General features: G+C 28.9%; 14 protein-coding genes and 1 tRNA gene. 6 read left to right on the forward strand and 9 right to left on the reverse strand.

What is annotated here, in order from left to right:
• Positions 1–179: 179 nt before the first annotated feature.
• Positions 180–869: a UMP kinase gene (pyrH, locus tag DB318_RS01575; RefSeq protein ID WP_151060204.1), complete on the forward strand. Its 690-nt coding sequence runs from the start codon at positions 180–182 to the stop codon at positions 867–869.
• 8 nt (positions 870–877) lie between these two features.
• A tRNA-Leu gene (locus DB318_RS01580) sits at positions 878–961 on the forward strand.
• Positions 962–1,156: 195 nt separating this feature from the next.
• On the opposite strand, the gene DB318_RS01585 is transcribed toward DB318_RS01580, so the two are convergent.
• Genes DB318_RS01585 through DB318_RS01610 form a run of 6 tightly spaced genes read right to left on the reverse strand, consistent with a single transcriptional unit; the run spans position 1,157 to position 7,588 of the window.
• A complete protein-coding gene (locus DB318_RS01585; RefSeq protein WP_002557158.1) occupies positions 1,157–1,531 on the reverse strand; it encodes a response regulator in 375 nt (124 codons plus the stop codon).
• A 41-nt stretch (positions 1,532–1,572) separates the two neighbouring features.
• Positions 1,573–3,345, reverse strand: a complete 1,773-nt coding sequence (locus tag DB318_RS01590; protein ID WP_151060203.1) for a BB0569 family chemotaxis protein — start codon at positions 3,343–3,345, stop codon at positions 1,573–1,575.
• A 2-nt stretch (positions 3,346–3,347) separates the two neighbouring features.
• Positions 3,348–4,505 carry a CheB methylesterase domain-containing protein gene (locus DB318_RS01595; RefSeq protein ID WP_151074157.1) on the reverse strand — a complete coding sequence of 386 codons (1,158 nt, stop codon included), beginning with the start codon at positions 4,503–4,505 and terminating at the stop codon, positions 3,348–3,350.
• A gap of 57 nt (positions 4,506–4,562) precedes the next feature.
• On the reverse strand, positions 4,563–6,707 hold the full coding sequence (locus tag DB318_RS01600; protein ID WP_151060201.1) for a chemotaxis protein CheA: 2,145 nt from the start codon (positions 6,705–6,707) through the stop codon (positions 4,563–4,565).
• 15 nt (positions 6,708–6,722) lie between these two features.
• On the reverse strand, positions 6,723–7,034 hold the full coding sequence (locus DB318_RS01605) for an STAS domain-containing protein (RefSeq protein ID WP_151060200.1): 312 nt from the start codon (positions 7,032–7,034) through the stop codon (positions 6,723–6,725).
• 11 nt (positions 7,035–7,045) lie between these two features.
• Positions 7,046–7,588, reverse strand: coding sequence for a chemotaxis protein CheW (locus DB318_RS01610; RefSeq protein WP_151060199.1), 543 nt, complete (start codon positions 7,586–7,588; stop codon positions 7,046–7,048).
• 215 nt (positions 7,589–7,803) lie between these two features.
• On the opposite strand from DB318_RS01610, the gene DB318_RS01615 reads away from it, so the two are divergent.
• From DB318_RS01615 to DB318_RS01625, 3 genes are all read left to right on the forward strand, one after another.
• Complete coding sequence (locus DB318_RS01615) at positions 7,804–8,382, forward strand: BAPKO_0422 family outer member beta-barrel protein (protein WP_151074158.1); 579 nt, start codon at positions 7,804–7,806, stop codon at positions 8,380–8,382.
• 98 nt (positions 8,383–8,480) lie between these two features.
• Positions 8,481–8,999: a DUF3996 domain-containing protein gene (locus tag DB318_RS01620; RefSeq protein ID WP_151074159.1), complete on the forward strand. Its 519-nt coding sequence runs from the start codon at positions 8,481–8,483 to the stop codon at positions 8,997–8,999.
• 252 nt (positions 9,000–9,251) lie between these two features.
• On the forward strand, positions 9,252–9,791 hold the full coding sequence (locus DB318_RS01625) for a DUF3996 domain-containing protein (protein WP_151060196.1): 540 nt from the start codon (positions 9,252–9,254) through the stop codon (positions 9,789–9,791).
• Between the two features lie 19 nt (positions 9,792–9,810).
• Here DB318_RS01625 and gnd read toward each other — a convergent pair whose 3' ends face one another.
• Complete coding sequence (gene gnd, locus DB318_RS01630) at positions 9,811–11,205, reverse strand: decarboxylating NADP(+)-dependent phosphogluconate dehydrogenase (protein ID WP_151060195.1); 1,395 nt, start codon at positions 11,203–11,205, stop codon at positions 9,811–9,813.
• A 112-nt stretch (positions 11,206–11,317) separates the two neighbouring features.
• Here gnd and htpG point away from each other — a divergent pair, with 112 nt between their 5' ends.
• Entirely contained in the window at positions 11,318–13,168 is a 1,851-nt protein-coding gene (htpG, locus tag DB318_RS01635; RefSeq protein WP_151060194.1) for a molecular chaperone HtpG, read from the forward strand.
• A 36-nt stretch (positions 13,169–13,204) separates the two neighbouring features.
• Here htpG and crr read toward each other — a convergent pair whose 3' ends face one another.
• A complete protein-coding gene (crr, locus tag DB318_RS01640; RefSeq protein WP_151060193.1) occupies positions 13,205–13,774 on the reverse strand; it encodes a PTS glucose transporter subunit IIA in 570 nt (189 codons plus the stop codon).
• Between the two features lie 2 nt (positions 13,775–13,776).
• Positions 13,777–15,498: a phosphoenolpyruvate--protein phosphotransferase gene (gene ptsP, locus DB318_RS01645; protein WP_151060192.1), complete on the reverse strand. Its 1,722-nt coding sequence runs from the start codon at positions 15,496–15,498 to the stop codon at positions 13,777–13,779.
• Positions 15,499–15,509: the final 11 nt, after the last annotated feature.

The raw sequence follows: 15,509 nt of genomic DNA on the forward strand, positions 1-15,509 counted from the left end.
ACCAAAACTAAAAAACTTACCAATAAATTCTTTTAATTTTTTGCATAACAATTAAATTGTAATATATAATTAACAAGTTTGTATTGTTTTAAACTTATTTTTAATGAAAAGTTTAGCAGAAATTGTTATATTATTAAAAGTAAAAATTTAAAAAATATTAACCTAAATAAGGAGCTTGAATGCTTGAAATAATAAGTCTTGGAGGAGGAGTAATAAATTCAAATCAAATCAACATAGAATTCATTAAAAACTTTAAAAACTTTGTTTTCAAATGGTTACTAGAAAATGAAAAAAGAAAAATCATTTTAATAGTTGGTGGAGGGAAAGTTGCAAGAGAATACCAAGACGCCTATAAAAAAATCAATCCCGATTTTCAAGTTCGTGAACTTGATGAGATCGGAATAATGTCAACAAAGTTGAATGCAGAATTTCTATGTAAAGTAATGAATCCCCTTTGTAAAGACAAAATTGTAACTAATCCTTTAAAAAATTTTTCTTTTAAAGGGAAAATACTAATTGCTTCTGGCTGGAAATCGGGATTTTCAACAGATTACATTGCCGTAAAATTTGCAGAAAAATTTAACAAAAAAGATATCATAAATATAACAAACGTAAGTCAAGTTTATGATAAAGATCCAAAAAAATTTAAAAACGCAACAGCTTTTAAAAAATTAAATTGGAAACAATTACAAAATATTGTGGGTCAAAAGTGGAATCCAGGCTTAAATTTACCTTTTGATCCAATAGCAACAAAGCTCTCTTCAAAACTTGGGCTTACCCTTTATATAGTAAATGGAAATAATATTGAAAACTTAGAAAAAGTTTTTAACAAAAATAATGATTTTTTTGGTACTGTTATAGTAAAATAAAAGTTAATACCGGTATGGCGGAATTGGTAGACGCGTCAGACTCAAAATCTGATGAGGGCAACTTCGTGTCGGTTCGACTCCGACTACCGGTACTCTATTGCTTTTTTAAAAACTTAAAAATTACTGAGCATTAATATACAATAATTGATCCTTTTAAGTAAAATTTAGCATTATTATAATATAAATACCTTCTTCAATATGCTATCTTTATATTAAAATAACATATTAAAAATCATTTTAATATATAATAAAACTTTAAAGTCTACAAATTAATTGTAAATAAAAACTTAAAATATCTTTGAGATTGTTTTCATTAAAGCCTCAGGATTAAAAGGCTTAACAAGCCAACCAGTAGCACCTGCTTTACGCCCCTCATCAACCTTAGATTGCTCAGATTCAGTAGTAAGAACTAATATGGGAACAAAGCTGCCAAATTCTCTTATCTGCTTAATAACACCAATACCGTCTAAATTAGGCATGTTAATATCTGTAATAACAAGGTCAAAATCTTTATCTCCTTGTCCAACTGCTTCTTTAAACTTTAAAACCCCTTCTAAACCATCCTTTGCTTCTGAGACTCCAAACCCATTTTGTTCTAAAATATAAGCAACACTTTGCCTTATTGCCCTATTGTCATCAATAACCAAAATTCTTTTTTTCATCTAATTTTCTCCTAAAGCCCTCCCAAAAAAGTATATAAAAATTAAAACAAAATTACACTACCTTCATCAAAAGAATGAACATCTTTAGCTTCCTCTATTAAAGATAATAAGTGCTTTTTATGAACAAATAAAGTAAATCTATTAGCAATTCTATTAACAAATTCTTTATCTTCAATTTCAACAGATTGAATTCCAGCTTTAGATAATTCTAAATTAAGATTAAAATTTATTTTACTTTCCATATTGCTTAAAAAGTTATCTATATCTAAAAGAGAATTTTTTAAATTCCTAACATTGTAGACTTCTAATTTTATTTCTTCAAATATTTCCATAAATTCAATTGAAAAAACTTCATAAGACAAAATATTATCAATAGCTACGTTTTTAATATCAAAAATATCATTTTTAATTTCCATAAATAATTTTTTAAATTTATTAAAATAATTTTTTTCAAGATAGAATCTATTGTCATAATCCTTAACAACTTTTTCAAGAAAAAAGATTATTTGATCTAAAAATTCTATTCCCTTGGTAATATTAGAATCAATTTCTTTGATAATTTTCGACATTTCTGAAATATTTCCTTCCATAGCTTTAAGTTCTGATCTTTTGACAACTTCTATCTTTGACGCTATATTAATATTTTGAAACCTTGCAGAAATAGCTGAAATATTTGAAAACATTAACTCTAATGATTTTATCAGCTTAACCTGTTCATAATATAAATTCAAAAAATTAGAATTATTCTTCTCAACATCATCAATTCTTCTAAGCAGATCAGACAAAATGCTAGAAAATTGTTCTATTATCTTAGGAATATCTATGTATAAAGAATTATCAGACCTTAAATCATTAATAGCTTGAATAGAACTAAAAGAGGTATCAATAAATTTCTCAAAAGCAGTATAATTTTTTTCAAGCTTTTCAAGAACATCTTTTACTATAACTTTTGATGTATCAGTAAAAACTGATAAAATTTTTAATTTTTGAATCTCACTTATATCTCTAAATTTAAAAACATCAATATTAGAATACATAATATTTAAATGTTGCAAAGATTGAGTTAGCCTGTCTTGGAACTGAAGATAAGAAATAGAATTTACAAGTTTAAACTTAAATTCTAATAAAACTTTTAAAATATCATCATAAAGAGCAATAACACTTCCTATTCCATCTGAAAAGGCATCTATTTTTTTCATTAAATTATCTCTAAATTCTTCAAGAATTTTATTTTCAGCCGTATTGCTTTCATATACTTGATTTTTAGCCCTATCTAGACCAATTTTAACTTCGCGCCCCTTGCTAGTAAGTTGATCCGCCTGTTTGATCATAGATTGAGTTAAAACTTTAATTTCACTAGTAATATAAGAAAAAGCTCCGCCAGCCTTACCAGCCCTCATAGCAACTGTTAACGTATTAATAGACATTATTTCCATATCAAGAGAACTTTTTTTCATCCTCTCAATCACATCTTCAAGTATTTCTATATCTTTAACTTTACTCTGTATTATACTAAATTGCGATTCAAGAGAAGTTGTTGAAGAATTAAAGTAAGCAACAAAATCATCTAATGCTCCTATAATTTTAGATATAAAATTATTCAAAGAAGTATCATTGTCAAGATCAAGATTAGAAATTAAGTCAATACTAAAAGATAAGTCCTTAGAATCTTTAGAAATTTTTTCTATTAATTTAGGAATTGATTTGCTTAAACTTGAATAAATATGCCTTGCATTCTCATCAAAAACTTCAAGTTTATAAAATAGGGTCGCCAAATAATCATTGGCAAAAAAATCATTACTGTCATTATACATTGCTAAGATCTCCTCAAAACATGATCAGCTATTTTGCTTAAAGGAAGGATTTTGTCTACAGCCCCTATTTTTATAGCCTCCATTGGCATACCAAAAACAACAGAAGTCTCTTGATCTTGGGCAATAGTATAAGCACCATTTTGTTTCATTTCAAGCATACAAATAGCACCATCATCTCCCATACCCGTAAGGATAACTCCAATAGCATTAGAACCTGCATACATTGCGGCAGACCTAAAAAGTACATTTACAGAAGGCTTATGTCTACTAACAAGAGGTCCATCTAATAAATTTACAAAATAATTTCCACTACCATATTTTACAATCAAATGATAACTTCCATTAGCAATTATTACAAGACCCGGACGAAGAATGTCTCCATCTTCAGCTTCTTTAATATCAATATCAAACTCATTGTTTAAGTTTTTTGCAAAAGATCTTGTAAATCCTCCCGGCATATGCTGAACAACAATAATTGGAGGAGAGTCTTTTTTAAAAGAGCTTAAAAAAATTCTTAACGCCTCTGTACCACCTGTTGAAGAGCCTACAACGATAATTTTACCAGTTTTGTGCTTATTAAGAAGACCTTGATACTTAATAACAACATCCGGATCATTTTTAGGAGCAAAATTAATAACATCAGAAGCTCTATAGCTTTTTCTTATACTTGAATCATTTAAACTATTTTCTCTCAATTCTGCTTTAGAACGATTAGAAAAATCAGGTGCATGAATCCTTTTAACTTCATAAGAAGATATTAATTTATTTTTTCCTAGATTTTTTAACTCCAGCTTTATTAAAGCCAAATACTTGCTACGAAATAAATCAACTGTAAGCTTGAAATTAAGCTTATTTATTATTAATTTAACTTTTTCTTTACTTTGCTCAAGACATCCAAAATTTGGTAACATTTCATTTTGCGCAATAAATACAACAGGAAGAGATATATTATTAAGAACATTATTCAAAGAATTTCCAAAATTAGATCTTGCCGTATTCTCATCAATAATAACTAAATCTGGAAACTTTTGTAAAAATACATTAATAAGATTCAAAGAATTAAAACCAGCATTTAATATCTCAACATCATTATCTTTAGAAAAAGCCCTAATAAAAACCTGCTTTATAAGGCCTTGAATATCAATTACTAATATCTTCATTGTTATATTTTAATATTTTTTTACCTTTAAAACCAAAAATCTGTATTTTAGATTCCTTTATCTTATAAGCTTGGTTATTGCATCTATATCAACAACTAAAGCCAAACTTCCATCACCAAGTATAGTGGCTCCAGAAACACCTTCTACTCGAGAATAAATTTTACCTAAAGCTTTTATAACAGTTTGATGTTGCCCTAAAACTTCATCAACCACAATCCCCATTTTCCCACTATTAGTGTTCACAACAACAACTTGCTCATTTATACTCTTACCGCCAGAAACCTGAAAAAACTCTCTAAGACTAATAAAGCTAATCATGCTACCCCTATAATTCATTACATTGCTTTTAGTCTCAACCCCATCTATTTGAGAAATCAACTTATTAGATTCTAAGCAAGACTCAACATTAGAAAGAGGAATAATAAAGTGCTCATCTTTTACCCTGACAAGCCAACCTTCAATAATAGCTAAGGTCAATGGAAAAATTAATTTAGTTCTAGTATATTTGCCAAGCTCACTTTCAAGTACAACATGCCCTCTTAAAGATTCAACCTGTTTCTTGACAACATCCATACCAACCCCACGCCCTGATATATCAGTAACAGAAGTTGCAGTTGAAAATCCAGGCTCAAAAATCAAATTATAAACGTCAATATCTGATAAAGTTTTAGCAGCTGAATCAGAAATTATATTGCGCTCTATGGCCTTTTTAAGTATTTTACTCTTATCAAGACCTCTCCCATCATCTTCAATAATAACAATAACAGAATCCCCAGACTGACATGCTGAAAGTTTAATAGTGCCTTTAGGATCCTTACCTAACCTTTCTCTTTCTTCAGAAGACTCAATCCCATGATCTATTGAATTGCGAATTAAATGAACCAATGGTTCATTAAGCTTTTCAATAATACTTTTATCAAGAACAGTATCGCCCCCATAAGCACGATAAAGAATTGACTTACCAAGATTAGTAGATAAATCTTTTACTATCCTTTGAAATTTGACAAACAAAATCTCAATAGGGACTGTTCTAAGCCCTGTTGTATAATCCCTAAGTTCATTAATTAGTAAAGAAAATTCTGCTGATATTGAATTTAAAATATTACTATTCCTGTTTTCAGCCTCTTTTGAAAGTTTTGATTGTATTGTAACAAGTTCTCCAACAAGATTTACCAAATGATCAAGCTTTTTAGAATCTACCTTAATACTGGCAATATTAATCTTACTTCTAGCAGTATCATCTTGAACATTATTAAATCTATTTTTATTCACATTTAAAAAGGTTTTCCCAGCAAATTCTGATTCTTTAAATGAAGAATTTGCAGCATCCTTGGCATTGCTATCCAAATTCAATAAATTGAAATTTTCAAACCCTACATTATCGTCTTTATCAGACTCAAAGCATTTATCCAATTCTTGAATATCAATTTTTGATTGAGAATCTAAAAATACAAAAATATCTTCAATGCTCTCCCTACTCTCTTCTGTATTTAGCCTTATCTCCCAATCAACATAAACATTATCAGGAGAAATAAGCTCTAAATCAGGAATTTTATCTACCTTAGCTCTAACATGACCACTGCCTAAATCAATTAGCTTGTTCAATAAATTTATAGGCTTGTGCCCATGAAACAAAATACCCCTAGCAGGAGAAAAAAGAATTTTGTAACTCTTAAATTCAGATCGAAAAGCCTCATCATCAAATTTATTATCTGAATTTACTTTAACAGTCTCTTCCGAAACAGAGCTGTTATCAAACTTTGAAAAATCATTTTCTAAAACCTCTTGAAAAGCACCCTTATCATTAAAAGCCCCAAGAACCTTTTTAATTTCATTTACTAAAAACTGCTTACGATTATCAAAGTCAATCTCAGAAATTTCTTCATCACCTTCAATAAGCTCCCTAATAAAATCAACTGACATTAAGGTAGCATCAATAACAGCTTGATTAAAAGCCGCCTTACCATCTTTTACAACATCAAGAACTGTTTCTATTTCATGTACAAGCGATGCTGTGAAATTAAAACCAAACATACCAGAGCTTCCCTTTATGGTATGTAAATTTCTAAAAATAGAATTAATAGTGTCTTGATCTGAGCTTACCTCAAGATTAAGAAGTGCTTGTTCAATGTCTGAAATATTTTCTATTGATTCTTCCTTAAATGAGTTCTTAAATTTATCAATAACATCACTACTATCCATAAGTCTTCCTTAAACCTAAAATCCAACTAAGTTAAGTCCTAAATCAAAGCTATCAACATCTTCAATATCTACTAAAAACCCACCATATATTAATGAGCTTAAAACCTCGTCGGATGGATACTCAATTTTTACAAATAAATTTCTATTCTTGGCATATTTATTAGATGCATACAAAATTTGTATAAAAGTAATATCTATTTTTTCAACGTTCGAAAGATCAATGGTAAGAGTATCTCCCTCTTTCATTTGCTTAAAAATATGCAACAAATCTTCTTTTACCTTGAAAATATTATTTACTACAAGCTCGCCTTCCGGCCTATAAATCATGACTAAAACTCCTATTGCTGCTGATATTCAGGATCATATATTGTTGTATTTCTAAATCTAGAAAGCTCTCTAACGTCAAATAAGTTTTCTACATCTAAAATAATAATAAACTTATTATTGCTCTTACCAATTCCTGAAATAAATTTCGAATTAAACCCTGATCCAATCTTAGGAGCATCGTCAATACTAAATGGATCTAATTCAAGAACTTCGTTGACATAATCTACCAAAATTCCAAGATTAAATTCGTCTCCTTCGTAAACTAAAGTCAATATAATAATATTTGAAATATTAACTCCCTTATTTCTCTTTTTCTCATCCTCATCAATAACACGATCCCCCATTCCAAATTGTTTTCGAATATCAATTATTGGAACGATTTTACCTCTATTATTTATTATTCCTGCCATGTAACTGGGAGTCCTTGGGATTTTTGATATCTTAGTATATTCTAAAACCTCAACAACATACTTAATCTCAATAGCATAAAGTTCGTCCAAACTAAATAAAAGATATTGACTTAAAGAATCTTGCATATCTGAATCCATGCCTATAAACGCCCCTTTAAATGAAATTTAAATCGCAAATAGAATGCTGATATCAAGATTAATATTACCTCATATATTAATAAATACAAATAAATACAAATTAGAAATTAATAAAATTTAATTTCTAATAAACAAAAAAGACGTGATTTTAATAGAATTCTATCTTATAATTTAGATATAAAATTGTAGTTTAATTTAAATCTCAAATAAAAAAGTTAACAATGCAAAGTAAAAACAAACTAATTAGATTATTAATAATTATTACATTATTTTTCAATGTTGAAAATATTTTTACAAACGAAAAATCTAAAAGCAGTACAGCTAGTCCAAAAATAAAAAGCTCAAAAACTAAAATAAAATTTGGCTTTATTTTGCCTTATCCTACTGCAATAGAATTCAGCATTAATAACTTTGATATTGGGTTAGGAGTAACAATACTAAGCGTCTCGGAATTTTTTCCAAAATCCCCAATAGCATTGCTATTTAAAGCATATTTTGACTATATGTTCTTAAACTTAAGAATTCAAAATTCAAATTTTATCTTTTTCTTAGGATCTGGTCTATTTTTTGAAATAGGCAAAATTACAAACTCAAATTTAACAAATGTTTTTTCTGGGATTACCTATAAAATCGGGTTGGGTCTGCCCTTAGGAATAATATATGAAGCTCATTATGACGTTATTGAAATTATAATAAAAACAACACCATCGATTTTTATTGGCCAATTACCTAATGGAAATTTAATATTTCCAATAAAAGGCAACTTATCTATAGGAATAAAAGGCTCTCTTAAGATATAGTTTCTATCTTTTAGATAAAAAAATTATTGAACAAAAAAACTTATTGAACTAAAATTTTTTTAAAAGCTAGTATGTTGCACTTAGGAGGTGACAAAACAATGAGAACAAAAATAATTATTATGTTAATTATTATTTTATTAACCTCAATCTCAGGATTTGCTAATTCAAAAGAATTTGCAAGGGGTAAATTTGGAGCAGGAATTATACTCCCATTCCCAATTGCTTTACAAATTAATATGGGAAACTTTGATCTTGACATTGGGCTTTACAGCGGAGTAAATAACTTATTTTTAGACTGGAAGACACTGTTTATAGCATTAGACTACATTTTTTACATACATATATTCCCAGGAGCTGCTAATATTTTGAATTTTTCAGTTGGAGCTGGAGGATATGGAACAATATGGTTTTCAAGATTTGGCGGCAGTCGATCAGGCTCTGGGCCAATGAGCATTGGTGCAAGATTACCTTTGGCTTTAAATCTTGTAGTATTTAGAAAAAAATTTGACATATTTTTACGAATAGCGCCTGGAATTGGAATGAATATTTGGAGCCGTGGTATTGGATTTAGATGGGAAGTATTTGCAGGATTGGGGCTAAGATTCTGGTTTACTTAATAATAAAAATTATTCTTTTTTAAAGAATAATTTTTAAAAAAATCAAAACTCTCCAAAAAAATTAAACACAATATTTAAAAAAGTTAAAAGCTTGTTTTTATTGTTTTACAATTTAAAAATCAATATAATAATACAATTTAAAAATCAATATAATAATACAATTTAAAAATCAATATAATAATACAATTTAAAAATCAATATAATAATACAATTTAAAAATCAATATAATAATACAAAATTTGGGAGACAATAGTGAAAAAAATCTTCATGTTATTCATCATGATTGCAAATATATCTACAAATAGTTTTGCAAAAGATTCATATTTAAACAGGGGTATTGGCTTTGGAGCAAGCATTGGAAATCCAATTATTAACTTAATAATGTCATTTCCATTTATTGACTTTGAAGTAGGCTATGGTGGTAGCAATGGAATAAATTTATCAGACCTTAAACTTGAATCAAAATTTTATGATTTTAATTTATTAGCAATAGCAGCACTTGATTTCATTTTTACAATACCTTTGATAAAAAATTTAAATTTGGGGGTTGGAATAGGGGGAAATATAAGTCTATCATCGCACACATCTAGATTAATACATATAGAATTAGGATTTGGAATAAGAATTCCACTGGTTATTTTTTACGACATTAGAGAAAATTTAGAAATAGGCATAAAAATAGCACCCTCAATAGAATTCATCTCAAACACGAGATCCCTTGCACATCACAAAACCTATTCAGGAATAAAATCGAACTTTGCGGGGGGAATATTTGCTAAATACTATATCTAAATCCCTATACTAATTTATTTTATTGCCAAGCACTATGAAAAAATTCACCTCGTTTTGAGTCTAATCTTTCAAAAGAATGAGCTCCAAAAAAGTCTCTTTGTGCTTGAATTAAATTGGAAGGCAGATAATTAGTAGAATAAGAATCTAAAAACGAAAGACTTGCATAAAATGCCGGCAAAGGAATCCCAATTTCACTGGCTTTTGAAACTATTCTCCTTAAAGACTTGTGATTATTTTTTAATAAATCTAAAAAATAATCATCAAAAAGCAAATTAATAAGATGAGGATTTTTATCATAAGCTAATTTAATTTTATCTAAAAAACTACTGCGAATAATACAACCTTCTCTCCAGACTAAAGAAATTTTACCCAAATTTAAATCCCAGCTATAATTTATAGATGCGGTCTTAAGCATCATAAACCCTTGAGCATAAGCTACTATTTTTGAAACTAAAAGAGCATAATAAAGATCTAAAATCCAATCACTAATCTCAAATTCAAAAGAAACAGTGTCCATTTTAAGCAAATCACTAGCAATAATCCTTTCGTGCTTTAATCCCGACATAAATCTTGCAAAAACGGATTCAATAATTAAATTTACAGGCATATTAGATTCAAGAGCATCAATAGATGTCCAAACACCAGTACCTTTTTGATTTGCAATATCTAAAATCTTATCAACTAAATACTCATTATTTTCTTTATACCTAAGAATCTTAGAAGTTATTTCTAATAAATACCCTGAAAGATCGCCTTCATTCCACTTTTCAAAAACCTCAGAAATTTTTGAATTATCTAAATTGAAAGCTTTTTTCATGAAAAAATAAACTTCGCTAATAAGCTGCATATCAGCGTATTCTACCCCATTATGTATCATTTTAACATAGTGCCCAGAACCATTCTCTCCAATATAGGTTGAACAAATATCATTGTTTTTAGTTTTAGCTGCAATTTTATTTAATATAGGCTCAAGAACTGAGTACGCTGATTTACTCCCCCCATACATTAAAGCAGGACCAAATCTTGCTCCTCTCTCCCCTCCAGAAATTCCAAGTCCCACAAAATAAATATCTTTAGCAAACAACTCTTTTTCCAATCTCATTGTGCTCTTATAATGAGAATTTCCACCATCAATAATTATGTCTAATTTGTCCAAAAAGGGTAAAATTTGTTCAACAACCTTTTCTACAGCCAAGCTTGTCACCATTAAAATGATTTTTCTTGGGGTTTTCAAGCTTTTAACAAAAGATCCGATATCTTTAAAGCCATTTATCTTTTTATGAGAATTTTGTTTAACAAAAATTTCAGTTTTTTCAGTATCTCTATTGTAAACAGAAACATTAAAACCGTTATCAGCAATATTTAGAGCTAAATTACTACCCATAACACCAAGACCATAAATTCCTACATCCATTGCATTCTCCTTGATTCTAATTTTCCATTTTAAACAAATTGCTTTATTTATTATTTCTAGATTATGTTATATTATAAAAAAAGTAAAGATTAAATTGAAAAGGAAAATTTGCATGAAAAAACAATTTGACACAGAAGTAAATGATTTGCTTTATTTAATCATTCACTCTCTTTACTCTCATAAAGAAATATTCTTAAGAGAATTGATATCAAATGCGTCTGACGCCATTGATAAGCTCAAGTTTTTAAGCTTAACAAATGAAAAATTCAAAAACATTTCTCTAGAACCAAAAATAGAAATAACATTTGACGATAAAAGCATCCTAATTAAAGATAATGGAATCGGGATGAATGAACAAGATTTAACTAATCATCTTGGTGTAATTGCTAAATCAGGAACTAAAGAATTTATTAACAATTTAAAACAAGATGAAAAAAAATCTGCAAGTCTAATTGGCCAGTTTGGAGTTGGATTTTACAGCGCATTTATAGTATCAGAAAAAGTAGAAGTTACGTCAAAAAAAGCACTAGAAAGCGATGCTTATACTTGGTCTAGCGATGGCAAAACAGGATACGAAATAGAAAAAGCAAAAAAAGAAGAATCGGGTACAGAAATAAAGCTTTATCTTAATAAAGAAGGACTTGAATATGCTAATAAGTGGAAAATTCAAGAAATTATCAAAAAATATTCAAACCATATAAATTATCCCATTTATATAAAATACAGCGAACCTATAATGAAGGACGGAAAGCAAGAGGGAATAGAAGAAAAAGAAGAAAAAATAAATGAAACTACTGCTCTTTGGACAAAAAATAAAAGCGAAATTAAAGCAGAAGAATATAATGAATTTTATAAAAATACAACCTTTGATTATGAAAATCCATTGATGCATATTCATACAAAAGCTGAAGGAAATTTAGAATATACCAATTTATTTTATATCCCAAGTAAAGCTCCTTATGATTTATATTACCCAAACACTAAACCTGGGGTAAAGCTATTTATAAATAGAATCTTTATTACAGATTCTGAAGGCAGCTTGCTTCCAAACTATCTAAGATTTATAAAAGGAATTATAGATTGCCAAGATTTACCACTCAATGTAAGTAGAGAAATTCTACAACAAAATAAAATTTTGTCTAAAATAAAATCATCTTCTGTAAAAAAAATACTAAGCGAGCTTGAAAAGCTAAGTAAAAAAAACCCTGAAAAATTTTCAGAGTTTTCTAAAGAATTTGGAAGATGTATTAAAGAAGGTGTTTATTCTGACTTTGAAAACAGAGAAAAACTTATTTCATTAATAAGATTTAAATCTTCAAATATAGACGGATTTGTATCTTTTAAAGAATACAAAGAAAGAATGAATGAAGGCCAAAAAAGCATTTACTACATAACAGGTGGCAAAGAAAATATATTAAAAGAAAACCCAATAGTAAACGCGTATAAAGAAAAAGGATTTGAAATCCTAATCATGGACGATGAACTTGATGAGGCTATTTTAAATCTAATTCCAGAATACGAAGGATTAAAGCTAAAAGCAATAAACAAAAATGAAACTAGCAATGAATTAAAAGATGAAAATTTCAAAAAAATTGAAGAAGAGTTCAAAGATACCCTTATAAAAGTAAAAGAAATCCTGAAGGAGCACATAAAAGAAGTCAATCTCTCGGCAACATTGATAAAAGAGCCTTCAGCAATAATAATTGATAGTAATGATCCAACTTACCAAATGCAAAAAATTATGATGTCAATGGGACAAGAAGTAAAAGAAATTAAACCAATACTTGAATTAAATCCTAATAATAAAATAATCCAAAATTTAAAAAATCTAGAGCCTGAAAAATTAGAAAAAATAAGCATTCTCCTTTTTGAAGAAGCTCTACTAACCTCAGGAATGCCTAGCAAAAATCCAGGAAGATTCACAAGTATAATAAACGAATTTCTAGAAAAAACCTTATTATGATTAAAATAAAAGAGAGAGTTTCAAGCTCTCTCTTTTTTACTTTTTAACTCGCAATACTAAATCTTTGCCTGCTGTAACAGGCTTTGTTTGAGATATTTTATGTCTAATTTCTTCTGTTAAAACAGTTGACGACAACAAAATATATTCAGAATCATTTTCAAGTCTACCAAAAGAGTATTCTATGCTTGAAACTTCATCTGAATTTGCAATAACAACTGGAGTAATAACAGATTCTGAATGCTCTTTTAAATATTCAAGATCAAGCCTAATAATAACTTCGCCTTGTTTAACATTAATGCCTTCCTCAGCAACTCTTGTAAAACCTTTGCCATTTAAATTAAGAGTATTAATTCCAAAATGAACAAAAATTTCAACACCCTCTTTAGTTTCAAGACTAAAGGCATGATTGGTTTTAAAAATTTTACCTATTTTACCATCACAAGGCGCTAGTAACTCATTACTTGTTGGAAGAATTGCAATTCCATCACCAACTATTTTTTCAGCAAACGCTTCATCAGGAACCTTATCAATTGACATAACTTTTCCACTAATCGGAGCAATCAAATCCAATGTAGCGGTTTTTTTAAAAAAATCTAAAAACCCCATAACTAATCTCCTATAAATTTATCAAAATAACTTAAAGTTTCTTGCTCAGAATCACTATTTAAAACTCTATTTGCCAACTCTTCTAATTCTATTATTGTGTACTTTTTAAGCAAATATTTAACTCTAAGGGTAGCACTAGGAATCATACTTAAAGATCTAAATCCAAGGCCCACAAGAAGCAATGCTCCAGCATCATCTCCCCCAAGCTCGCCACAAACAGATACATCAATTCCAGAGCTAACTCCATCGTCAAGAACCTTTTTTATTAATTTCAACACAGCAGGATTATACTTATCATATAAATTTGATATTTTTTGATTACCACGATCAACAGCTAAAACATATTGGGTTAAATCATTAGTTCCTATACTAAAAAATTTCAATTTATTGGCAAGTTTAGAAGAAATTAAAGCTGCAGAGGGAACTTCTATCATACAACCCACTTCCAAATTTTCATCAAAAGGCAAATTTCTAGACTTCAAGTTAATTTTTGCGTTATTCACAAAATATTCGATCGTCTCAATCTCTTCATATCTGGTAAGCATAGGCACCATTACCCTTATCTTCCCATAATGACTGACCCTAAAAATAGCATTAAACTGTGCTTGGATCAATTCTTCATATTCCTTATACATCCTAAGTGCCCTAAACCCCAAAAAGGGATTCTCTTCTTTCTCAAAATTAAGATAGGGAATTTCCTTATCCCCACCAACATCAAGAGTACGAATTGTAACAACCCCCTTTTTTTCCATTGTATCTATAACTCTCTTATAAGTTTCAAACTGCTCATCTTCTGTTGGGGGTTGTAAAGATTTCATATATAAAAATTCTGTTCTAAAAAGACCTATCCCTTCAACGCCATATTTATTAACATAGGTAATATCAACAGGTGTTCCAATATTTGCCTTTAAAAATACTTTTACGCCATCTTTTGTTTCAGCATCTTTCTCTTTTAAAGAAAAAAGCTCTTTTTCCATCTCTACTTGACGCAAAATCTTACCATTATAAAAATCAAGCTCATCAGAAGAAGGATTTTTAATAACAATAGAAGATATTGTATCGACGATTATTTTATCGCCATCCTTTAACGCATCAATATCTAGCAAAGTCATAACAAGCGCTGGAAGCCCCATTGTTCTTGCCAAAATAGCAGCATGGGAAGTTTCTCCTCCAACTGCAGTTAAAAATCCTTTAACATAATTTAAGTCAAATTGCATAGTATCAGATGGAGTTAATTCTTCGGTAACAAGAATAATATCTTTATTAATCTCAGAAAAATCGGTTACTTGACCTAAAATAATAGAAATTAATCTATTCCTAATATCCTTATAATCAGATGCTCTTTCTTTTAAATAAGGATCTTTATAGTCTTCTACGCTTTTAACCAAATTTTCAAACGCTAAATAAACAGAATAAGCAGCGCTATAATTTTCCTTTATAATAAACCCAATAACAAGCTCAGAAAGTTCATCATCTTCAACGATCAACACTTGACCTTCAAAAATACCTTTTTTGTCATCTCCAAATTGAAGCACAGCCTTTCTATCAAGAGCTTTCAACGCTTCAATTGCTTTTAACTTAGCCTTATTGAATTTTGATATCTCGCTATCAACTTGAGAAAAATCGATTTTTTCCCTACTTACAATTTTATCAAAATTTTTCCTAATACAAAGAACTTCTCCAATGCCTATTCCTTTGGATATTCTTTTGCCCGATAAAGTCATAACTTAAATCC

It is taken from the genome of [Borrelia] turdi (assembly GCF_008828755.2).
Classification (GTDB): Bacteria; Spirochaetota; Spirochaetia; order Borreliales; family Borreliaceae; genus Borreliella; species Borreliella turdi.